This is a genomic window from Stenotrophomonas sp. WZN-1, from assembly GCF_002192255.1.
In the GTDB taxonomy this organism is placed as follows: Bacteria; Pseudomonadota; Gammaproteobacteria; order Xanthomonadales; family Xanthomonadaceae; genus Stenotrophomonas.
Window position 1 is genome coordinate 2,654,857 of sequence record NZ_CP021768.1, and the last position, 22,133, is coordinate 2,676,989.

20 protein-coding genes are annotated in these 22,133 nt (G+C 68.5%); 15 read left to right on the top strand and 5 right to left on the bottom strand.

The window, feature by feature from the left end; genetic code table 11:
• Nucleotides 1–6: 6 nt before the first annotated feature.
• Entirely contained in the window at nucleotides 7–393 is a 387-nt protein-coding gene (locus CCR98_RS12540; RefSeq protein ID WP_087922884.1) for a DUF4440 domain-containing protein, read from the bottom strand.
• Nucleotides 393–1,751 (bottom strand): MFS transporter, encoded by a 1,359-nt coding sequence (locus CCR98_RS12545; RefSeq protein WP_087922885.1) that lies wholly within the window; start codon nucleotides 1,749–1,751, stop codon nucleotides 393–395. The genes CCR98_RS12540 and CCR98_RS12545 overlap by 1 nt, the downstream gene beginning before the upstream one ends.
• Nucleotides 1,752–1,856: 105 nt before the next feature.
• On the opposite strand from CCR98_RS12545, the gene CCR98_RS12550 reads away from it, so the two are divergent.
• A complete protein-coding gene (locus tag CCR98_RS12550) occupies nucleotides 1,857–2,753 on the top strand; it encodes a LysR family transcriptional regulator (RefSeq protein WP_087922886.1) in 897 nt (298 codons plus the stop codon).
• Nucleotides 2,754–2,851: 98 nt separating this feature from the next.
• Here CCR98_RS12550 and CCR98_RS12555 read toward each other — a convergent pair whose 3' ends face one another.
• A complete protein-coding gene (locus CCR98_RS12555; protein WP_087922887.1) occupies nucleotides 2,852–5,647 on the bottom strand; it encodes a glycoside hydrolase family 3 C-terminal domain-containing protein in 2,796 nt (931 codons plus the stop codon).
• Between the two features lie 337 nt (nucleotides 5,648–5,984).
• Between CCR98_RS12555 and CCR98_RS12560 the strand changes: the two genes are divergently transcribed.
• Together CCR98_RS12560 and CCR98_RS12565 are read left to right on the top strand one after the other, a co-directional pair.
• The gene (locus CCR98_RS12560; protein WP_021204492.1) at nucleotides 5,985–6,419 is read left to right on the top strand and encodes a glyoxalase/bleomycin resistance/dioxygenase family protein; all 435 of its coding nucleotides are present in this window, start codon (nucleotides 5,985–5,987) and stop codon (nucleotides 6,417–6,419) included.
• A 302-nt stretch (nucleotides 6,420–6,721) separates the two neighbouring features.
• On the top strand, nucleotides 6,722–7,426 hold the full coding sequence (locus CCR98_RS12565; protein WP_087922888.1) for an AraC family transcriptional regulator: 705 nt from the start codon (nucleotides 6,722–6,724) through the stop codon (nucleotides 7,424–7,426).
• Between the two features lie 9 nt (nucleotides 7,427–7,435).
• Here CCR98_RS12565 and CCR98_RS12570 read toward each other — a convergent pair whose 3' ends face one another.
• On the bottom strand, nucleotides 7,436–8,314 hold the full coding sequence (locus tag CCR98_RS12570) for a sterol desaturase family protein (RefSeq protein WP_232463021.1): 879 nt from the start codon (nucleotides 8,312–8,314) through the stop codon (nucleotides 7,436–7,438).
• A 142-nt stretch (nucleotides 8,315–8,456) separates the two neighbouring features.
• Between CCR98_RS12570 and CCR98_RS12575 the strand changes: the two genes are divergently transcribed.
• From CCR98_RS12575 to CCR98_RS12605, 7 genes are all read left to right on the top strand, one after another.
• On the top strand, nucleotides 8,457–9,407 hold the full coding sequence (locus CCR98_RS12575) for a LysR family transcriptional regulator (RefSeq protein ID WP_198361022.1): 951 nt from the start codon (nucleotides 8,457–8,459) through the stop codon (nucleotides 9,405–9,407).
• 92 nt (nucleotides 9,408–9,499) lie between these two features.
• A complete protein-coding gene (locus CCR98_RS12580; RefSeq protein ID WP_087922890.1) occupies nucleotides 9,500–10,150 on the top strand; it encodes a DsbA family protein in 651 nt (216 codons plus the stop codon).
• A gap of 34 nt (nucleotides 10,151–10,184) precedes the next feature.
• Nucleotides 10,185–11,192, top strand: a complete 1,008-nt coding sequence (locus CCR98_RS12585; RefSeq protein WP_087922891.1) for a cyclase family protein — start codon at nucleotides 10,185–10,187, stop codon at nucleotides 11,190–11,192.
• Between the two features lie 258 nt (nucleotides 11,193–11,450).
• The gene (imuA, locus tag CCR98_RS12590) at nucleotides 11,451–12,065 is read left to right on the top strand and encodes a translesion DNA synthesis-associated protein ImuA (RefSeq protein WP_087922892.1); all 615 of its coding nucleotides are present in this window, start codon (nucleotides 11,451–11,453) and stop codon (nucleotides 12,063–12,065) included.
• 9 nt (nucleotides 12,066–12,074) lie between these two features.
• Complete coding sequence (locus tag CCR98_RS12595) at nucleotides 12,075–13,484, top strand: DNA polymerase Y family protein (protein ID WP_087922893.1); 1,410 nt, start codon at nucleotides 12,075–12,077, stop codon at nucleotides 13,482–13,484.
• 6 nt (nucleotides 13,485–13,490) lie between these two features.
• A complete protein-coding gene (locus tag CCR98_RS12600) occupies nucleotides 13,491–16,601 on the top strand; it encodes an error-prone DNA polymerase (RefSeq protein WP_087922894.1) in 3,111 nt (1,036 codons plus the stop codon).
• 81 nt (nucleotides 16,602–16,682) lie between these two features.
• A complete protein-coding gene (locus CCR98_RS12605) occupies nucleotides 16,683–17,189 on the top strand; it encodes a hypothetical protein (protein ID WP_087922895.1) in 507 nt (168 codons plus the stop codon).
• A gap of 11 nt (nucleotides 17,190–17,200) precedes the next feature.
• Here CCR98_RS12605 and ptsJ read toward each other — a convergent pair whose 3' ends face one another.
• A complete protein-coding gene (ptsJ, locus tag CCR98_RS12610) occupies nucleotides 17,201–18,487 on the bottom strand; it encodes a transcriptional regulator PtsJ (RefSeq protein WP_087922896.1) in 1,287 nt (428 codons plus the stop codon).
• Between the two features lie 76 nt (nucleotides 18,488–18,563).
• Here ptsJ and CCR98_RS12615 point away from each other — a divergent pair, with 76 nt between their 5' ends.
• The 5 genes from CCR98_RS12615 (at nucleotide 18,564) to CCR98_RS12640 (ending at nucleotide 22,097) form a co-directional block, all read left to right on the top strand.
• Nucleotides 18,564–19,337 (top strand): YggS family pyridoxal phosphate-dependent enzyme, encoded by a 774-nt coding sequence (locus CCR98_RS12615; protein ID WP_087922897.1) that lies wholly within the window; start codon nucleotides 18,564–18,566, stop codon nucleotides 19,335–19,337.
• The gene (locus CCR98_RS12620) at nucleotides 19,334–20,035 is read left to right on the top strand and encodes a glutamine amidotransferase (protein WP_087922898.1); all 702 of its coding nucleotides are present in this window, start codon (nucleotides 19,334–19,336) and stop codon (nucleotides 20,033–20,035) included. Before CCR98_RS12615 ends, CCR98_RS12620 begins: the two co-directional genes overlap by 4 nt.
• On the top strand, nucleotides 20,032–20,256 hold the full coding sequence (locus CCR98_RS12625) for a hypothetical protein (protein ID WP_087922899.1): 225 nt from the start codon (nucleotides 20,032–20,034) through the stop codon (nucleotides 20,254–20,256). Before CCR98_RS12620 ends, CCR98_RS12625 begins: the two co-directional genes overlap by 4 nt.
• 408 nt (nucleotides 20,257–20,664) lie before the next feature.
• On the top strand, nucleotides 20,665–21,174 hold the full coding sequence (locus CCR98_RS12635) for an RNA polymerase sigma factor (protein ID WP_087922901.1): 510 nt from the start codon (nucleotides 20,665–20,667) through the stop codon (nucleotides 21,172–21,174).
• The gene (locus CCR98_RS12640) at nucleotides 21,171–22,097 is read left to right on the top strand and encodes a FecR domain-containing protein (protein WP_087922902.1); all 927 of its coding nucleotides are present in this window, start codon (nucleotides 21,171–21,173) and stop codon (nucleotides 22,095–22,097) included. Before CCR98_RS12635 ends, CCR98_RS12640 begins: the two co-directional genes overlap by 4 nt.
• Nucleotides 22,098–22,133: the final 36 nt, after the last annotated feature.

The following is a 22,133-nucleotide window of genomic DNA, read 5'->3' on the forward strand; positions in this document are numbered from 1 at the left end:
GATCCATCAACCCGCTTGAACCTCATGCAGCGCCAGCCAGCGCCAGCGCCCCGCTTCCTGGCGCAGCACCGCCAGCGATTCCCGCCATACGGGTTTGCTGCCGTCGATCGAATGCCCTTCGCGATAACGCAGCACCGCCAGCGGTGAAGGCGCTTCCACCGCCTGCACGGCTTCGATGGAAATCTGCAGCCCTGGACGCGCGCCATGGCCGCCCGCAAACAGCGCCTGCACTGCATTCCGGTCCAGCCTGCGACCGGCAATGCCGACCATGCTGAAGTCCACGCAGAAATGCGCCATCAGGTCCTCCAGCGCGTCGGTGCCGACGTCGGCACGGAACCAGGCCTGGAGTTTGTCGTGCAGGTGGTGGACTTCATGTTCTGCGGTGGTATCCATCAGGCATTCTCGGGTTGCGGAAAGGAAAGCTGTTGCGGCCGGCGCAACAGCGCCAGAGGCAGCAGAGTCAGTACGGCGGCCAGCCCCAGCGCTGCGCGGGTGGCGTGGGCCGGCAGCCATTGCATGGCCAACGCCAGCAGCAGCGCGATGGCCGCGGTGCCCAGGCAGAAGCTGAGTTGGCGGTTGAGGTTCCAGAGTGCGCTGGCATCACCCAAGGCTTCGCCCTCGACCCCATGGAAGGCCAGCGTCTGCGCGGTGCTGCTGCACAGGCTGCCGCCGATGCCCATCAGCGCAAACAGCAGTCCGGCCAAGGCGACGTGCGGCTGCGGCAGCAGCGCCATCAGCAGCAGGCCGCTGGCCTGCAGAAACATGCCCATACGCAGCACCGTGGCCGGGCCGAAGCGAGCCAGCAGGCGCTTGCTGGCCGTGATCGCAATGGCCGAGGCCAGCGCCCACGGCAGCATCAGCGCGCCAATGCACGCGGCGCTGTAGCCGGCCTGGTGCAACTGCAGCGTGCTGACCAGCTGACTGCCGATGAACACACCGGGCACTGCCAGATACACCAGCATCGCCAGCCTCAGCCCACGGTGGGACAGCAGCGACCAGCGCAGCAGGGGCTGCACCTGCCGACGTGCATGCCGCAGGTGGGCCGCAGCCAGCAGCAGCGCGACCAGCAGCAACACGGCACCGGCACCGCGATGTCCAGACTCGCCAAGCCAGGTCAGCGCCAACAGCAGCGCGCCCAGCGCCAGCATCGCGGTAGACAGCGCATAGGCCTGCAGGCGCGGCGCACTGCGCGCGCCATCGGCCGGCATCCACGCCAGCACCAGCCCAATCGCCACCACGGCCAGCGGCAGGCTGGCCCAGAGTACACCGCGCCAGGACAACAACTGCACCAGCAGCCCACCGAGCGCGGGCGCCAGTGCCGGCACCAGCAGCGCCACCAGCAGGATGCGGCGGGTCAGCGCACCACGCTGGTCGGGCGTGCAGTGCCGGTACGCTGCCGCCTGTGCCACCGGAATCAGCAGGCCACCGGCCAGGCCCTGCAGCAGGCGCCAGCCCAGCAGCCAGCCGATACCCGGTGCGGCGCCGGCCAGCGCAGCGGCAACCGCGAACAGCAGCAACGCCACCAGCAGCAGGCGACGCTCACCACAGCGCGCGGCCAGCCAGGGCGCCAGCGGAATCACCACGCTCAGGCCCAGCATATAGGCGGTACCCACCCAGGCCAGCGTGCTGATATCGGCGTGCAGTTCCGTCGCCAATGCCGGATAAGCCACCGTGGCGATGAACATGTTGACCAGATCCAGGGCGAACACCAGCAGGAAGATCGCCTCATGGCGCAGGCGGGGGGACGGCATCGGCGGCGCTCCAGCGGGGAAGCGGCCAGCATGCCGTCCGGACCTTATTGGAAAAACACGACGGCAGCTGCAACACTGTCAAACCTGTTTTGACAATGGATCATCATGGTCAGCCTCGATCGCTTCGATATCTTCCGCGCCGTGGTCGAGGCCGGCAGCCTGACCGCCGCCGCCGACCGCCTGGGCCTGAGCCGCGCGGTGGTCAGCTTCAACCTGAAGCGGCTGGAGCAGGAGCTGGGCGTGACCCTGCTGCTGCGCAGTACCCGTCACCTGGCCCTGACCGACGCCGGCGAGCATTTCCTGCAGCACTGCGTGCAGGCGTTGGATGCCGCGCAGGCGGCGATCGATGCCGCGCGCCGCGACCAGCACCAGCTGCAGGGCGTGCTGCGCCTGACCACTACGCCGGAGTACGCCCAGCTACGCTTGATTCCGGCGTTGGAGGCGTTCCGTGCGCGGCATCCGGCCCTGCAGCTGCACCTGTCGACCTCACCGGCGCCGGCCGACCTGATTCCCGAACGCTTCGATCTGGCCATCCGCCTCGGCCGCCTGCCCGATTCGGGCCTGCATGCCAGTGAACTGGAACGGCACCCACTGTGCGCGGTGGCAGCTCCGTGCCTGCTGGCACGCCTGCCCTCTGCCAATGCTGTCGACGACCCGGTGCAGCTGGGCGCCCTGCCCCGCCTCGGCTACCCGCGCCTGGCCGACGTGCCGGTGGTCGCGCCCGATGGTAGCGACGCCTTGTTTGCCACCAACCCGGGCAATGCAGTGGTGCGCGTGGACGGCGCCAGCAGCCTGCGCGCCTTCGCCGTGGCCGGTGCCGGGGTCACCGTACTGCCACGCTGGCTGATCGAGGACGACCTGGCCCAGGATCGCCTGCGCCCGGTGTTGCGCCAGCACCGCTTCCCGCAGCAGAGTGTGTACGCGGTCTACCCCCACAGCGCGCAGCCCTCACCGAAGGTGCGGCAGCTGATCGATTTCCTGCGCGGGTGGTTCGTCACCTGAAAAGGGGACGGAGGGGATCAAGTCGTTTATGCATAAACGACTTGATCCCCTCCGTCTCCTTTTTTGCATGGCCCCTTGCGGGGCCATGCCTTCAAGCCTCAGCGCAGCACCTGCTCCACCAGCTGCACGTCCACCGTCTGCAGCGGCTCGGCGGCGTTGCGCGACAGCTGCACCTGGTAGGTGCCGCCATCGATCTTCCACCGGCGGGCCTGCGCATCGTAGTGGGCCAGGGTCTTCGGCTCGGCTTCGATGCGGATGCGGCGCTGTTCGCCCGGCTGCAGGGTCACCTTGTCGTAGCCGATCAGGCGGATCGGCGTGGTGCTGCCGGCCGGCAGCTTCAAGTACAGCTGGGCCACGTCGGCACCGGCGCGCTTGCCGGTGTTGCGGATGTCGACGCTGGCGACCAGGCGCGAGCCTTCCACGCTCACCTTCAGGTTTTCATAGGCGAACGAGGTGTAGGACAGGCCATGGCCGAAGGCGAAGGTCGGGGTCAGGCCCTTGGCCGCCATCCACTTGTAGCCGACGTTGGCGCCTTCGATATCGAAATCGAATACATCACCGAACGGCTTGGCCGGCTTGAAGCCGAGGCCGTCGATGTGCGGGCGCGGCAACTGCGATTCGTCCACCACCCAGGTCACCGGCAGGCGGCCGGACGGATTGGCCTGGCCGGTCAGCAGCGCGGCGATGCCTTCGCCACCGCGAATGCCCGGGTACCAGGCCTGCAGCATCGCCGGCACCTGCGCCAGCCACGGCGTGCGCACCGGGCCGTTGGTTTCCAGCACCAGCACGGTCTTCGGGTTGGCCTTGGCCACGGCCGAGATCAGGGCATCCTGGTTGTCCGGCAGCTGCATGTCCGGCAGGTCCACCGATTCGGCCGCCCACTGGGTGGCGAACACGATGGCCACGTCGGCCTGCGCGGCTGCCTTGGCCGCCGCGGCGGCATTGCTGCCATCCACATATTCGATGGTCGCGTCCGGACGCGCCGCACGCAGCGATTCCAGCGGCGAGGACGGGTGGAAGATCACCGGGCCCGGCCAGGTGGTCGGCAGCACGCCCGGCACTGCGTTGGTGCCCTTGGCGGTCACGCCCACCATCGATGAACCGCCACCGCCGATCACGCCCTTGTCGGCATGACCGCCGATGATGACGATGCGCTTCACGCTGTCGGCCAGCGGCAGCAGGTTGCCTTCATTGCGCAGCAGCACGCTGCCTTCTTCCACCGTGCGCTGGGCGACGGCGAAACCGGCCTCGGCGTCGACCTTCTGGTGCTGCGGCGGGTTGTCGAAATTGCCGTGCAGGAACATCGTGCGCAGGATGCGCGCCACCATGTCGTTCAGGCGCGCCTGCGGCACCACGCCACCGTGCACGGCCAGGCGCAGCGGCTCATCGAAGAACACCGCTGCATCGAACACTTCACCGGCCGACTGCTGGTCCAGGCCGGCCAGCGCCGCCTTGGAACCGCTGTGCACGCCGCCCCAGTCGGACATCACGAAACCGGGGAACTTCCATTCCTGCTTCAGCACCTGGTTCATCAGGTAGCCGTTCTCGCAGCCGTAGGTGCCATTGATCTTGTTGTACGAGCACATCGCCACGCCCGGGCGGCCAGCCTCCAGCGCGATCTCGAAGGCCAGCAGGTCCGACTCGTGCATGGCCTGTTCGCCGATGCGCACGTCGTGGAAGTTGCGGCGGGTCTCCATGTCGTTCAGCGCGAAATGCTTCATCGACGAGATCACGTGCTGGCTCTGCACGCCCTGGATCAGCGCACCGACCATCGAACCGGCCAGCAGCGGATCTTCACCGGCATATTCGAAGTTGCGGCCGTTGCGCGGGTCGCGCTGCAGGTTGACGCTGCCCGACAGCAGGATGTTGAAGCGCTGCTGCCACGCCTCGCGGCCCATGGTCGCGCCACCCGCGAAGGCGACTTCGCGGTTCCAGCTGGAGGCGGTGGATGGACCCGAGGGCATGGCCGTGGCGAAATCGCCCGGACGGATGCCCCCCGGATTGGTCACGCCGACGCCGGCATCGGCCGACTGCTGCGACGGAATGCCCAGGCGCGCCACGCCCGGCACGAAACCGGCCGACCCGACCGCACCTTCCGGCAGCGGGCCACCATCCTTGCCCAGCCCGAAGTAGCTGTGCAGCATCTGGAACTTCTCATCCTCGGTCATCGCCTTCAGCAGCAGCGCAGCGCGCGCATCGGCGTTGAGGGTGGTGTCCATCCACGGCGTGTCGCCGTGCTTGTCGGCGGCGTAGGCCAGGGTCAACAGCGTGGCACGCAGAGTGCTGCCTTCCACCTTGAACGGTGCACTGCTGGCGGCCTGGAAGCCGTCGCTGAAATAGCTGGCATCCGCTTCCAGCGCCACACGCGCCGGATCGAAGCCGGCGGCCTTGGCCGATTCACCGGCCACCGCGCCAAGCAGCACCGCCGGTGCGCCCAGCCGCGAGCGCGTGACCAGCGCCGGCAGCTGTGCGGCACCTGCGCCGGCATCGGTGTAGACCGCCACGGTGTGGCGGCCGTCGTCCAGGCGCAGGTAGTTCAGGCTTGGCTGGTCGGGGCCGGATTCAGCGGCGATCGGCAGCCGGGTCAGCACAGCCTGGCCTCGCTGGATGTGGCCATCGTCCTTGCCAGCGGCAATGAAGCGGTACTCGTAGCCCAGGCCGTCGGCCAGCACCTGCAGCGGATCGACCTGGCCGATGCCGCGCTGCACCTGGCGCACGCTCACCGCGTCCACCTTCAGGCTCTTCAGCTGGGCGGCCAGGGCCGGCATCGCCTCGGCGGTCGGGGCCTGTTCCAGGGTCAACACGGTGAACGCCGCAGGATCGGCCCAGGCCGGGGCGGCGAGTGCGGCAGACAGGGCCAGGGACAGTGCAAGCGGCTTTGTAAACGTTTTCATCGGCAGGCGTAATTCCGTTGCCAAGGCAATCGGTCCAGGGAAAGTGCCGCCGAAGGGTGCAGCGTTCATGCCGCGCAGGGGTTGCCAGGCAACGTCCCGCAGGCCGAAGGACGGGCCGGTCTGCGCGCGGGACCCTCCTCCCGGCGTGACAACCTGCCTGCCCGGGCCGCGCAGGGCGACCCAATCATGTGAAGATTGTGCGAGGGCGTTCACACCTGTCAACAGGACCTAAGTCACAGGGGCAACCCGGCCAGCGGTTATCAGGGCATCACCGGCGGTCATCAGTGCCCCGCACGCGGCTGCCGATAATGGAGATCCCTGGCCACGAACCGAGCTCATGACCGTCCATCGCGACTTCGACCATCTCTGGCGTGACCGCTGCGATACGTCCAGCCAGCGCGCGCCGCGCGTGTTGATCCGGGTGTTCGTGGCCCCGGGTGAGCTGGAGCGCAGCGTGGCGTTCTATGAGCAGTTGCAGGGTGTGGTGGCCGATGCGGGCTTCCCGTTCCCGGAAGCCGGGCTGCGCCTGGCCATGGTCGGCGCCTTCCTGCTGATCGAGGGCAGCGAGGCGGCGCTGGCACCGTTCACCTCGACCACGGGGACGCTGCTGGTCGATGACGTCCGGCCCTATCACGACAAACTGGTCGCCGCCGGCGCCGAGATCATCTTCCCGCTGCAGGTGGTCCCGACCGGGGCGGCGTTCAATGCGGTGCATCCCGATGGCACCGTGGTCGAGTACGTGCATCACCGGCCGGATCCGCACGGGCGCTGAGGAGGCGCACGGCCGGGCTGCGCCCGGCACCGCCGAGGCAACATCAACGTCAACAGCCAGAGCAACAGCAAAAGCTGGATTTCTGCAGGCAGGCGGGGTGGGTCCGGTTGCGGGGGACGGCGCAAGTACGTCCATGTAGCCTCGGTCGCGCCATCCATGGCGCTCACGCCCCCGCAACCGGACCCACCCCGCCTTCGACAATCCGCCGCAATCTGCAGTAGATCCACGCCAGGCGCGGATGCTCTTCGATCAATCATCGAATTAATCGATTTCGATGGAGATTCACCTATATATGACGTGATATGACGTGGATCTACAATCCCTCCATGTCCTCTCCCGCCCTGCCCTGGAATGGCACGCTGCTGCTGGATGCTCACGTGGCCGTGCTGCAGGGCCACGCCGGCGGCAGCGATACGCACGCGCACTACGCCCATCAACTGTTGCTGAGCGACAGCACGCCCTGGCACGTCGAGATTGATGGCTTGCAGCAACAGGCCCAGCGGCTGTGGCTGCCCTCCTTCCAGCCGCACGCGATCCTGTCGGCGCCGGAAGCGGGCTGCACGGTGTTCCTTGAGCCGGCGCATGCCGACCTCGAACAGATCCAGCAGCACCTGCACACACTGCCCGGCAACGCGCTGGAGCTGCACGACTGGCTGCCACGACTGAGCCGCCCGCAACCGCTGGACCGCCGCGTGCAGGCGGCGCTGGCCCGTATCGCACAGCGCCTGCCCGGCCCGGTACCGGCCGCCGATATCGCCGAGGCGGCGCATCTGTCGGCCAGTCAGTTGCACCGGCGCTTCCAATCCGATCTGGCGGTGACCTTGCGCGGCTGGGTGCTGTGGCAACGGCTGCGCCGCGCGCTGATGCATCATCTGCGCGGGCACAGCCTGACCGACAGCGCGCATGCGGCCGGATTCGCCGACCTGGCCCATCTGTCACGCAACCTGCGCCGCATGTTCGGCATCGGTGCCGCACAGCTGCAGGGCCTGCAGCTGCAGGCGGCCTGACACGGCTGATCATCCGCGCCCGCGCAACCCTTCCGGCAACTCCGGCACCTCGCCATACGGCAGTTCTCGGAACGGCGCCAGCAGCTGCCCGAGATAATCGCGCGGATAGTCCGGCTGGCTGCCGATGCCGAGGTCGCGTTGCTGCAGCCGATAGCCGGGCGCATCGAAGGCGGTCCCCAGCAGGTGGTCCCAGACAGTCAGGAACAAGCCGAAGTTGACGTCGCCGGCGGTGCCGTAACGCATGTGGTGGAAGCGGTGCAGCGGCGCCCAGGCCATCACCCGGCCCAGCACACCCGGGCGCATGTCCACGTTGGAATGCTGCAGCAGCAGCTGGATGGCAATGGCGAAGGCCAGCACCGCGGCCACCGGCATCGGCAGGCCCAGCACCAGCAGCGGCAGCACGCCACCGACGGCTTCGGCCGCCTGGTGCAGCGGGTGTTTCATCAGGCCGTTGAAGCCGTACATGCGGGTGACGCTGTGATGCACCGCGTGCAACCGCCACAGCCAGCCAATGCGATGGCTGGCGTAGTGCACCAGGGTGATGCCAAGGTCGGCGCAGACGATGGCCAGCAGTACCTGCAGAACAAACGGCCACTGCAGCGGCCACAGCTGCCACGGAATGAGCGCTGCCAGCAGCGGCACCGCGGCGATCGACAGCAGGTTCAGGCTTTCGTTGACCAGCGCATGCAGGGTGTCACGCAGGCTGTCGCCCTGGTCGTGGTTGAAGGCGGGGTCATACGGCCAGGCACGTTCGGCAGCGAACGAAACCGCGATGGCGACCGCCAGCAAGGCCAGCAGCCATAGCGGATCGCCGTGGAGGTGGCCGACCCAGACGACGGCGGCGGCAACGAAACCGAGCAGGAACAACGGGGCATACAGGCGGAGCATCCAGTGTTTCATGGGCAACCCGAAACGTGAGGGGCCTGCATGCTGGCGCGGCGCGACGGTTGCGGGCTTGAACAAACGGCGCAACCCGGCGCGCTCCTGGTGGAGACCCACCGTGGTCGGCACCGCGTTTCCACATCCATGCATGGCCTGGATCTACAATGGCGCCCTCATCGCGCCCGGGACCGGCATGGATTCCTTCAACCTGATGCGCGCCTTCCGCCGCATCGTCGAACGCGGCGGGCTGGCCCGCGCCGCCGAAGACCTGGGCATGTCGCCCGCCGGGCTCAGCAAGCAGCTGCGCACGCTGGAAACGCACCTGGGCGTGGTGCTGCTGCAGCGGACCACGCGGCGCATGAGCCTGACCGAGACCGGCCATGCCTATTACCGCGAGTGCTGTCGCCTGCTCGACGAACTGGACGCATTGGAACGTGGCATCGCCGAACAGCGTGGCGAGGTGGCCGGGCGCCTGCGTGTCAATGCACCGCAATCGTTCGCACTAAGCACGCTGTCGCCGCTGCTGCCGCGCTTCCTGCAGCGGCATCCGCAGCTGTCGCTGGACCTGGTGATGGAAGACCGCCTGCTTGATGCGGTCGGTGAGGGTTTCGACGTGTCGTTGCGGCTGCGTGCCGAGCTGGATGACTCGCGGCTGGTGGCGCGCCGGCTGGCCTCGCTGCAACAGGTGCTGTGCGCGGCCCCGTCCTACCTGCAGCAGCACCCGGCACCGCAGGCGGTGGACGATCTGCAGGCACACAGCGTGCTGGCCTACAGCCTGTCCGACTCGCCCGGCAGCTGGCCGCTGCTCGGCCCGGATGGCCAGGTGACGATCACCCTGCCGGCACGCGTCACCGTCAACAACAGCCTGCTGCTGCGCGATCTTCTGGTGGCCGGCATGGGCATCGGCGCCCTGCCCTCGTTCCTGGCAGCACCGGCACTGGCCCGTGGCGAACTGCAGCAGGTGCTGCCCGACCACCGCTATCCGCCGCGCTTCGTGCATGCGGTCTACCCTACCTCGCGCCACCTGCAGCCCAAGGTGCGCGCCTTCATCGATTTCCTGCACGCCGAGCTGCCCGGCTGCGCCGGCCTGGATTCGTAACCGCCAGCGAAAACTGAGCTGCCCGTGGCGTGCTGTTTCAACCACGCCGCGCTGCCTAACCTGCCGCCTCCCCTCTCATCGATGGCAGGCAGATGTCTTCCGTTCCTTCCCCCGCGACCACCGTGCCGGTGGTCGACTTCTTCCACGACGTGGTCTGCGGCTGGTGCTTCGTACTGGCCCCGCGCCTGCAGCAGGTCTCGGCCGAACTCGGCATCCAGGTGCACCATCGCAGCTTCGTGCTGCAGGACTCGCGCGCGCAGATGGTCGAGGTGTTCGGCTCGATGGAGCGCGCCAAGGCGATCATCCTGCGCCACTGGACCGACTGCGCCGCGCATGAAGACACCGCACGCATCGATATCGAAGGCATGCGTGCACAGGACTTCGAGTATCCGTCCGGCTGGCTCGGCGCACTGGCCTGCCAGGCCGCCGGCGTGCTCGGCGGCAATGATGCCCATGGCGCGATGTTCGACGCGGTGCAATGGGCGCACCTGCACCAGCACCGCAACATCGGCGATGCCGAAGTACTGCTGGATATCGCCGAAGCGCTGGGTCACCCGCGTGGCGCCTTCGCTGACCACATGCACAGCGACGCAGTACGCCAGCGCGTGCAGGCCGATCGTGCCGACGCCGCCGCCCTCGGCATCCGTTCCATTCCCACCGTGATCGGCGGCAACGGCCTGCGCCTGCAGACCCTGCCACTGCCGCAACTGCGCCAGGCCCTGGCGCCCCTGGTCGCGGCCTGAGCCGCACCCTCCCCACCCTGCAAGGAGATTCCCCATGACCCCACGTACCCTGGCCACCACGCTGGCCCTGCTGCTGGCCGGCGCTGCCGCCTCCACTACCGTGTCCGCGCACGAACGCGTTCCTTCCGGCCAACAGGTCGGCACCAGCCCCTGGGGGCCGAAGGACGAGATCGGCCGGCTCAACCTGATCACCGACGCCTCGCGCGCGGCGATCCTGTCGCGGGTCAGCGGCGGCAAGGCCTATGACCTGGCCACCGAGTACTACGTCGGCATGCCCAGCTGGCAGGATGCCGGCGACCCGCACTACCAGTTCTGGATGACCCACACCCCGCGCGGCACGGTGATGGATGATCCGATGGGCGTGGGTGAAACCATGAACCTCACCCGCAGCTACACCGGCACCGCGTTCTCGATGTACAGCCACACCGGCACCCACATCGATGCGCTGAACCACTTCGGCATCCACGGAAAGATCTGGAACGGCTTCGAGGCCGACAAGCACCTCGGCGACCGTGGCTGGAACGTCACCGGCATCGAGAAATTCCCACCGCTGATCGCACGCGGCGTGCTGATCGACGTGGCCGGCGCCAAGGGCGTGGACATGCTGCCGGACAGCTACCGCGTCACCCGCCAGGACCTGAAGGATGCGCTGGCACGCCAGCAGGTGAAGCTGCAGCAGGGTGACATCGTGCTGATCCGCACCGGCCGAATGCGCCTGTTCGAACAACCCAAGGCCTACATGGCCAATCCGCCGGGCATGGGCCTGGACGCGGCGCGCTTCCTGGTCGAGGACAGCGGCGCGATGATCGTCGGCGCCGACAACCTCAGCTTCGAGACCTTCCCCTCGGAGGTGTCGGACGACTACGTGCCGCTGCACACCTACCTGCTGGCCCAGCAGGGTGCACCGATCATCGAACTGGTGGCGCTGGACGAACTGGCCCGCGACAAGGTCTACGAATTCGCCTTCATCGGCGGCCCGCTGAAGATCCGCGGCGGCGATGCCGCGCCGCTGCGCCCGGTCGCGCTGCCGGTCCGCCCGTAACCAAGGCCTGTGGGTGCCGACCCTGGTCGGCATTCCGTCCCATATCGGGTGGGTGCCGACCTTGGTCGGCACTCCTTTACCCCTTCAGCAACCTGAAACCTGACCCGCCAATTTCATTAGTAATTCTACTCACAACGCGAGTAGCATGTCCGGTCTCAGCCCCTGATACCGGCCCGTCGATACTCGCTCCATGCCTGTCGTTTCCGCCCGTTCCTGCCGCTTCCAGCCCACCCGGCGCCTCCCTTGGAGGACCGGCTGATGGGCGCCGTCGTCGCCCTCGACCGGCTGCTGGACGGCCGCCAGTTGTGGCGCGGTCCGGCCCGCCAGGGACCGGCCAGCGACCACCTGGCCAGCGGCCATCCGGCACTGGATGCACGCCTGCCCGGCGGTGGCTGGCCGGCCAGCGGGCTGTGCGAGGTACTGCAGGCAGCGCCCGGCGTGGGCGAGCTGGCCCTGGTCTGGCCGGCGCTGGCGAAGCTGAGCCAGCGCGACCGCCCGATCGTGCTGGTCGCCCCGCCCTATCGCCCGCATGCCCCGGCCTGGGCCGCCGCCGGGCTGGACCTGGCCCAGCTGCAGATCATCCACGCCGCGCCGAAACAGGCGCTGTGGGCCGCCGAGCAATGCCTGCGCTCTGCGGCCTGCGCGGCGGTGCTGTGCTGGCCGCACCAGGCCGACGATCGCGCCCTGCGCCGGCTGCAGGTCGCCGCTGACAGCGGCCAGTGCCTGGGCTTCGTGTTCCGCGAGGCGCAGGCAGCGCGCAACCCCTCCCCGGCCAGCCTGCGCCTGCAGCTCGACCACGGCCAGGTACGGGTGCTGAAGTGCCGTGGCGGCCTGCCACCCGCGCAGCCGTTGCCACTGGCCATCGCCCACTGAGGCCGCGCCATGCACTGGGCCTGCCTGTTGTTGCCGCAGCTGGCGCTGGATAGCGTGATGCGCCTGCAGCCGGACCCGCAGCGGCCACTGGTGCTGCTGCAGGGGCCGGCACAGCGCCGCGTGCTGCGTGCGGTCAGCCCGGCCGCCCGCGCAGCGGGGTTGCGCCCGGGCATGCTGCTGTCGGCCGCGCAGGTGCTGGTGCAGGACATGCACCTGCACGACTACGACCCGAACGCCGAACAGCACACCCGGCAGCTGCTGGCCAGCTGGGCCTACGCCTACAGCTCGCAGGTCAGCCTCGATTTCCCGCATGCACTGGTGCTGGAGATCGGCGCCAGCCGTGCCCTGTTCGGTGACTGGCTGACGATCGAGAAGCGCCTGCGCAACGAACTGCATGAACTCGGGTTCCGCCACCGCCTGGTGGCCGCACCCACCGCGCATGCCGCGCGCGTGCTGGCCAACGTCCACGATGGTCTCGGCATCGATGCGCAGCAGCTGCCGGCTGCGCTGGCACAGCTTCCCTTGCCACGCTGCGGCCTGCCCAGCGATGCGGTGACCGTCCTCGGCCGTTCCGGCCTGCGCACGCTGGGTGCGGTGCTCGAGCTGCCGCGCGACAGCCTGGCCCGGCGCTTCGCGCCCGACGTGCTGCAACAGCTGGATGCATTGCGCGGCCTGCCCACCGCGCCATTGCGCTACTACCAGCCACCGGACCGTTTCGATGCGCGCATCGAATTCGAATACGAGATTGAATCCAGCCAGGCCCTGCTGTTCCCGCTGCGCCGCCTGCTGCTGGACCTGGCGGCCTTCCTGTGTTCGCGCGATGGCGGCGTGCAGCGCTTCGACCTGCATTTCGAGCATGACCTGCTGCCGGCCAGCGTGCTGACCATCGGCCTGCTGGCACCCGAACGCGATCCCGCGCTGCTGTTCGAGATCGCACGCAACCGCATGGAAGCGTTCGCCCTGCCCGCTGGCAGCCGCGCACTGCGCCTGCAGGCCGAACAGCTGCCACCGTTCGTGCCCGCCGCGCGCGACCTGTTCGACACCCGGCCGGCGCAGGCGATGCCCTGGAACCAGCTGCGCGAGCGCCTGCGTGCGCGGCTCGGCGATGACGCCGTGCAGCCGCTGGCCGTACAGGCCGACCACCGCCCCGAGCGCGCCAGCGGCATCCAGCCTGCGGCCAAGCCACCGGCATACTGGCCACTGCGCCCAGGCTGGCTGCTGGACACCCCGCAACCGCTGCGTGACCCGCGCCTGCGCATCGTTGCCGGGCCGGAGCGGATCGAATCAGGCTGGTGGGACCAGGCCGACGCGCGCCGCGACTACTACGTGGTGGAAACCGCGCATGGCCAGCGCGGCTGGGCTTTCCGTGACCGCAACGATCCACATGCACCGTGGATGCTGCACGGCTGGTTCGGCTGAGCCGCCATGCACAGCGAACTGCCCGGCTACGCCGAACTGCACTGCCTGTCGGCCTTCAGTTTCCAGCGTGGCGCCTCGATCGCCGAAGAACTGTTCGCGCGCGCGGCTGGCCAGGGCTACCGCGCGTTGGCGATCACCGACGAATGCTCGCTGGCCGGCATCGTACGCGCCTGGCAGGCGGCGAAGACCCATGGCGTGGCGCTGATTGTCGGTGCCGAATTCCAGGTCGAGGACGGGCCGAAGCTGGCCCTGCTGTGCACCGACCAGGCCGCCTACGCCGGCTTGTGCCAGTTGATTACCACCTGCCGCCGACGGGCCGCCAAGGGCGAATACCGCTGCCTGCGCGAGGACCTGCTCGGCCTGCCCGATGGCCTGCTGTGCCTGTGGCTGGACCGGCAACCGGCCGCCACCGACCTGGAGCTGCTGCGCACCGGCTTCGCTGAACGGCTGTGGCTGGCGGTGGAGCTGCACCACGAGCACGACGACGCACGCCGCCTGCAGCAACTGCAGGCCTTCGGCGAACGCCACTGCCTGCCGCTGGTCGCCAGTGGTGATGTGCACATGCACGTGCGCCGCCGCCGCGCCCTGCAGGACACCCTGACCGCGATCCGCCACCGCTGCAGCGTGGCCGAGGCTGGCTGGCGCCTGTTCCCCAACGGCGAGCGCCACCTGCGCCCGCGCACCGCGCTGGCCCAGCTGTATCCGCCCGAATTGCTGGCCGAGACCCTGCGCATCGCCGAGCGCTGCCACTTCACCCTGGAGCAGCTGCAGTACACCTATCCGCGCGAGCTGGTGCCCGAAGGGCACGACCCGGACAGCTGGCTGCGCGTGCTGGTCGAGCGTGGCATTCCCTGGCGCTGGAAAGGCGGCATCGAACCGGCACAGCGCACGCAGATCGAGCACGAACTGGCATTGATCAGGCAGAAAAACTACGCCTCCTACTTCCTCACCGTGCAGGACATCGTGCGCTTCGCGCGCAGCCAGGGCATCCTCTGCCAGGGCCGCGGCTCGGCGGCCAACTCGGCGGTGTGCTTCGTGCTGGGCGTGACCGAGATCGACCCGGCGCGCAGCAACCTGCTGTTCGAGCGCTTCATCTCCGCCGAGCGCGACGAGCCACCGGATATCGACATCGACTTCGAGCACGAGCGCCGCGAGGAAGTGCTGCAGTATGTATTCAAGCGCTATGGCCGCGAACGCGCCGCGCTGACTGCGGTGGCCATCAGCTACCGTGGCCGCAGCGCGATCCGCGACGTCGCCCGTGCACTTGGCCTGCCGATGGACCAGGTCAACGAACTGGGCGCGGCGATGGACCACTGGGGCGGCAACATCCCGCTGCCGGAAACCCTGCGCGAGCGTGGCTTCGATCCGGACACGCCGTTGATGCGGCGCTTGCTGGCGCTGACCGCCGAGCTGATCGACTTCCCCCGCCACCTGTCGCAGCACCCGGGCGGTTTCGTGATCTCCGAGCATCCGCTGTCGACCCTGGTGCCGGTGGAAAACGCGGCGATGGCCGACCGCACCGTCATCCAGTGGGACAAGGATGACCTGGATGCCACCGGTCTGATGAAGGTCGACTGCCTGGCGCTGGGTATGCTCACCGCCATCCGCAAATGCCTGGCGATGCTGCAGCAGCATGGCCTGCACGAAGGACGCATGGATGCAATTCCCGATGAAGACGGCCCGACCTACGACATGATCTGCGCCGCCGATACCATCGGCGTGTTCCAGATCGAGTCGCGCGCGCAGATGGCGATGTTGCCACGCCTGCAGCCACGCGAGTTCTACGACCTGGTGATCGAGGTGGCGATCGTGCGTCCCGGCCCGATCCAGGGCGACATGGTCCATCCTTACCTTGAGCGGCGGCGGATCCTGCGCGAACAGGGACCGGACGCGTTGAACGATCCGGACAATCCGCTCTATCCAGCACGGCTGGAACGCGTGTTCGCACGCACGCTGGGCGTGCCGCTGTTCCAGGAGCAGGTGATGCAGCTGGCAGTGGAAGCCGCCGGTTACACGCCTGGCCAGGCCGATGCCCTGCGCCGCTCGATGGCGGCGTGGAAGCGTCGTGGCGGCCTGGAACCGCATCGCGAAAAGCTGCTGACGGGCATGTTGAGAAACGGCTTCAGCCTGGAATACGGCGAGCACCTGTTCGAGCAGATCAAGGGATTCGGCGATTACGGCTTCCCGGAAAGCCATGCCGCCAGCTTCGCCCTGCTGACCTATGCCAGCTGCTGGCTGAAGTGCCACCACCCGGCCGCGTTCACTGCCAGCCTGATCAACAGCCAGCCACTGGGCTTCTACAGCCCCGACCAGCTGCTGCACGACGCGCGCCGGCATGGCATCGGCGTGTTGCCGGTGGACGTGCGCCACAGCGACTGGGACTGCACACTGGATTTCGGCAAGGGGCCGGCGGCGATCCGGCTCGGCCTGCGCCTGATCGAAGGCTGCAACGAAGCGGCCGTGCAGGCCATCATGCGCGAACGTGCGCGTCGCCCGTTCGACGATGTCGGCGACCTGTGCCAGCGCACCGCACTGGACCGCCGCCAGCAGGGCCTGCTGGCCGATGCCGGTGCGCTGCGTGGGCTCAGCGGCCATCGCCATCGTGCACGCTGGGATATCTCCGGCGTGGAGAACCGGCTGCCGCTGTTCGACCAGGCCCGCGCCACCGCCGAAGCCCGCGTGCCACTGCCCCTGCCCAGCGCCTGGGAGGACATGCAGGCCGACTACCGCAGCACCGGCACCACCCTCGGCCGCCATCCCATCTCATTCCTGCGCGCGCAGCTGCGCAGCCGTGGCTGCCTGGACGCCGCGCAGCTGGCGGGCCACGGCCATGGCCGTCGCGTGCGCATCGCCGGCCTGGTACGCATGCGCCAGCGCCCGCAGACCGCCAGCGGCGTCACCTTCCTCACCCTCGAGGACGAGACCGGCATGGTCAACGCCGTGGTCTGGCGGCACCTGGCCGATCGCCAGCACCGCGTGCTGGTCGATACCCAACTGATGCAGATCGACGGCCGCCTGGAACGCGTCGATGGAGTACAGCATGTCATCGTGCAGCGCATGCATTGCCTGGATGAACTGCTGCAGGGGCTGCGCAGCCACAGCCGCGATTTCCATTGACGATACACAGCGTCACACAGCGAACTGGTCATCAGTCCCCCGCATCCGCTATCGTCGCTGCATCCAAGGAAGGACGACACGATGCCCCGTGCACTGCTGCTGACCACGCTGGTGGTCTCCATACTCGCCCTGCTGGTTTCCGGCTGGACTGCCTGGAGCCTGCATCGCAGCCAATCGTCCCAGCGCATCATCGAAGCGCGTGGGCTGATCATCCACGATGGCAATGGCCAACCACGGGTGATCCTCGGCGCGCCGGTGCCCGACCCACTCAGCCGGGGCCGTACCCAGGGGCCGCGCGCCACCGCCCTGTCCGGCCTGATCCTGCTCGGCCCGGATGGCTCCGAACGCGGGGGCTATGGCACCAGCGATCGTGGCGGTGAAGCCGTGCTGACCCTGGACGATGCCAATGGCACCACGGAGGTGTTCAAAGTGGTGGCCAACCCGGACCGCGGCGCCAGCCTGATGGTCAAGCACCAGAACAACACCGGCGCCATGCTCACCTCCTGGCAGGGCAAGCCGGAACTGATGTTCGTCGATGACAGCGGCCAGTCCTATTACGTGCGCCCGGGTGCCAACGCCGCGCCCTGATCTGCCTTTTTCTACAGACCGCACACCGCCGCCAGATCATCGGCCAGCAGCCGCAGCTGCGCCGCCCCCAGCGCCGCGCAGGTGATGCGCAGGCCATGCCCCGGCGCCGCCACCGCGAATACCTCGCCCGCGCGCACATGCCATCCGCGCGCGGCCAGCGCCAGCACCTGCGGATGGCTGTCGGCCGGCAACGGCAACCACAGGTTCAATCCCTCCATCGGCAGCGGCGTCGGCACGCCACGCGCGCGCAGCAGTTCCTGCAGCGACTGCAGCCGCTGCTGGTAACGCTCGCCCGCCGAGGCGATCTTTGCCCGCTGCGTCGCCGAGGCCAGCACCGACGTCGCCGCATCCTGCAGCAGATGACTGACCCAGCCGGTGCCGGACGCCAGCCGCAGCCGCAACCGCGACGCGGTCTCGTCGTCACAGGCCAACCAGGCCAGCCGCAGATCGGGGCCGAGCGGCTTGGACAGCGAACGCAACAGCGCCCAGCGCCGGCCATCCAGCGGCAGTACCGAGTGGTAGGCCTGCTGCGAAAGCAGCGCGTAGTGATCGTCGATCAGCACCGCCACCTGCGGGTAGGCCGCCAGCAACTGCCGCAACGCTCGCGCCCGCTTCGCATCCAGGCTGGCCCCGGTCGGGTTGTGCGCACGCGGGGTCAGCAGCACCGCGCGTGCGCCGGCCTCCAGCGCCTGCCGCAGCGAATCGACCTGCATGCCATGCGCGTCCACCGCCACCGGCAACGGCGCGTGGCCCACAGCATTGAGCACATTGAGGCTGCCGAGGAAGCACGGATCCTCCACTGCGATGCGATCCCCCGGCAGCAGCCACGCCGCCAGCAGGCGTTCGATGCCATCGACCGCGCCATGGGTCAGCTCCAGGGCGTACCCCTCGGGGCAGTCCGCATCCAGCGAGGCGCGTGCCAGCACCTGCAACCTCGGGTCGACCGTGCCCACGCCATACAGCCGTGGTGCCGCCGGGGCCAGGCGCAGGGTCGGCAGCAGGCGCGGATCGGGGTTGCCACCGGCGAGGTCCTGCAGGGCCAGCCCTGGTGTACTGCCCTCGCGTGCCAGCGTCGGCGGCAGTCCACGCACCACGGTGCCACGACGGCCCGCCGTGCTGGCCAGGCCCGCCGCATCCAGTCGCTTGTAGGCAGCGGCCACAGTGTTGCGGTTCACGCCCAGCTGCCCGGCCAATTCACGCACCGGCGGCAGCACGCTGCCGGCCGGTAGGCGGCCCTTGCCGATGCCGTCGCGGATGCTGTCGAAGATCGACTCGGCGCTATGTCCGGTGATTTTCATTTTGTCCTATGCCAAAATATATCTTGTCCTGTGCCAGTGTATCCCACCCTGGCCACCCTGCATTGGAGGTGCCCGCATGCCCCTTGCCGCTGCCGACTGGCCCGTCGCCCAGTCCGTTGAACAGATCGCCGCCAACCTGGTCACGGTGCGCCAACGCATCGCCGCGGCCTGCGCCCGCGTTGGCCGTGACCCGGCCAGCGTGCGCCTGCTGCCGGTCAGCAAGACCGTCGATGACGCCCGCATCCGCATGGCGGTGGCCGCCGGTTGCCACGAACTCGGCGAGAACAAGGTGCAGGAGGCGCAGCGCAAGGCCGAATCGATGGCCGACCTGGGCGTGCACTGGTCGGTGATCGGTCACCTGCAGACCAACAAGGCGCGCTACGTGGCGCGCTTCGCCAGCGAGTTCCAGGCGCTGGACAGCCTGCGCGTGGCCGAGGCCCTGCAGCAGCGCCTGCAGCTGGAAGACCGCATGCTGGATGTGTTCGTGCAAGTCAACACCTCGGCCGAGCCGAGCAAGTACGGACTGGAACCCGACGCGGTCGAGGCCTTCGTGCAGCAGCTGCCGGCCTTCGATCGTCTGCACGTACGCGGCCTGATGACCCTGGCCATCTTCACCCCCGACGTCGAGCGCGTGCGCGCCTGCTTCGTGCGCCTGCGCGAACTGCGCGACCAGCTGCAACGCACCGCCCCGCCCGGCCTCGACCTGTCGCAGCTGTCGATGGGCATGTCCGGTGATTTCGAAGTGGCCATCGAGGAAGGTGCCACCGTGGTCCGCGTCGGCCAGGCCATTTTCGGCGCCCGCGCCACCCCGGACAGCTTCTACTGGCCGAACAGCGGAGCCCTGGCATGAAGCACGCGGTTGTCCTGCAACACGTTGCCTTTGAAGACCTCGGCACCCTGCAGCCTCTGCTGTTGGCACAAGGCTGGCAGCTGCAGGTGCTGCAGGCCGGTGTCGACGCCCTCGATCCGGCCGAAGCCGCCGACCTGCTGGTCGTGTTGGGCGGTCCGGTCAGCGTCAACGACGTAGATCTCTATCCCTTCCTCAACGACAGCATCGCGCTGCTGCAACGTCGGCTGCAGCAGCAGCGACCCACGCTGGGCATCTGCCTCGGTGCGCAGCTGATGGCGCGTGCACTCGGTGCCGACGTCGTCGCCAGTGGCGGCAAGGAGATCGGCTTTGCGCCGCTGCTGCTCACCGATGACGGCCAGCGCTCACCACTGCAGGCACTGCAGGGCATTCCCGTGCTGCATTGGCATGGCGAAGCGTTCGAACTTCCAACCGGTGCACACCGCCTGGCCAGCACGCCGGCCTGCCGCCACCAGGCCTTCGCCATCGGCAACCATGCGTTGGCACTGCAATGCCATCCTGAGCTGGACGCGCGCCAGTTCGAGCGCTGGCTGATCGGTCACACCCTGGAACTGGCACAGGCCGGCATCGATCCGAACGATCTTCGCGCCCAGGCACGTCGTTATGGCGCACCGCTGGCGGCGGCGGCCACCGCAATGTTCGACCACTGGCTGCAGGACCTGCCGGAGATGCCGCGATGAACTACCGATTGCAGATCCACCGCGATGGCGCCTGCTGGGGCCACTTCGACTGCAGCGGCCCCGATGCGCTGCAGCGCATGGATGCCATCGCCGCACAGCTGCCTGCCGACCAGGGCTTCCAGTTGACGCGACAGAAGGGAGTTGGCGAAGAACGCATCCTGTCCAGCAATGCCGATGGCCTGCGCGTACTGGCTTCGCAGATCCAGTACCGCGACATCTGACCCGACGATGGTAGTGCCGGCCGCTGGCCGGCACCCGACGGCAGAACAGGTTTGCCGGCCAGCGGTCGGCACCACCCGACGGCATTCCGGCATGCCAATCTTCCGCCATGCTGACCCTGCACTGCGGCAGCCACCAAGGGCTGCGTGTCGCCACTGCGCCTGCTGCTCACCCGGGGCTTCGAACGCAGTCGCGCGGGTGAAGCACAGCCTGCAGCACTGCGGCTTCGAACTGCACCACAACTCCACCGAAGCCCTGCAGATCCACTGCGATTATCGCCCGCGCTGATCCCGCGTCCGGGCAGGTGTGCCATGCCCATCTATAGATGCAAATGATTCTCTTTTGCTGTAAGGTGCAGCCGCTGCCCTTGCCGCCGCGGGCTGTTCCCTTTCCCAGTTGTCGCCCGCCCCGTGTCCACGCCTGTCGAACCGACGGATGTCGCGCAGCTGTGTGCGGCCCATTACCGGCCGCTGCACGCCCATGTCCGCCGTAAACTCCCGCAACGCAGCGACGCCGATGACGTCGTCCAGGAAACCTGGCTGCGCGTCGTCAAGGTCGCCGCCAGCGGCCTGCTGAGCAACGGCCGCGCCTACCTGTACCGCGTCGCCCACAATCTGATCGCTGATCACTACCGGCAACGCCAGCGCCGTCGTGAGGAAGCGCTGGATGACGCGCAACTGCACGCCCTCGCCGATCCTGCACCGCTGCCGGAGCAGCGCCTGCTGGACGCCGAACAGCTGCGCCATCTCGATGCGATCATCGCCGCGCTGCCACCGCGCTCGCGCCAGGTATTCCTGCTGGCCCGGGTGGAGCAGATGGCACTGGCCGAGATCGGCCGCCAGCTGGGTATCAGCCGGCAGACGGCGCACGGCCATCTGCTGCGTGCGCTGGTGGCACTGCAGCAGGTACCCGGCGCATGAACCAGGAAGCGATCGCGCGCGAGGCCGCACGTTGGTGGCTGGACGGCCACGACGGCGGCCGCGACGAACGTGCGTTCAACCAGTGGTACCACGCTGATTACCGCCACGCCGCGCAGTACCAGCACCTGCAGGCGCTCTGGCAGGCGGGTGATGCGACGCCCAGCCTGCAGCGGCACCAGCGCAAGCGGCAGCGCCGACGATTGCGCGACGCCGGCACTGCCGTGCTGCTGCTCTGTGCCTTGGGCCTGTATACCCGCCAGGCCGCGCCACCCGCCGCCCAGGTAATGCGCACGGCGTCGGGCGAGATCCGCGAAGAAGCCCTGCCGGATGGCTCGCACGTGCTGCTCTCGCCCGGCAGCGAAGTCCATGTCCGCATCGATGCACAGCGCCGCCAGCTGCAGCTGCAGCACGGCCAGGCCTGGTTCAAGGTAGCCGCCGATGCGCAGCATCCGTTCCAGGTGCATACGGCGCACGGCACGGTCACCGCGCTCGGCACGGCCTTCGACCTTGCCGTGCAGGACAACGACAGCGTGGTCACCGTCACCGAGCATCGCGTCCGCGTGGATAGCGGCAGCCGCAGTGAGCAGGCCATCGAAGGGCAGCAGCTGCGCTTCGATGGACAGGCAGCGACCGTCGGCCTGGCTCCCAGCCACAGCGCGCTGGCCTGGCGCGAACGTCGCCTGCATTGGGTCTCCATGCCCTTGGCCGAGGTCACCCAGGACCTGGATCGCTGGCATGGCGGCCATACCTGGATCATCGGCGCACACCTGCGCCAGCAGCCGGTCACCCTGCTCGGCAGCGCTGACGGTGCGGCGCGCAGCCGGGACCAGCTGGCCACCCAGCTGCATGTGCGCGTGCTCCGCCTCGGCGCGGGCGTGCAGGTCTGGCTGCCACCACGCAGGGGACATCGCGATGCACCCTGACATCGGCCCTGCCGCTGCGTCTACCCAGGATGACGA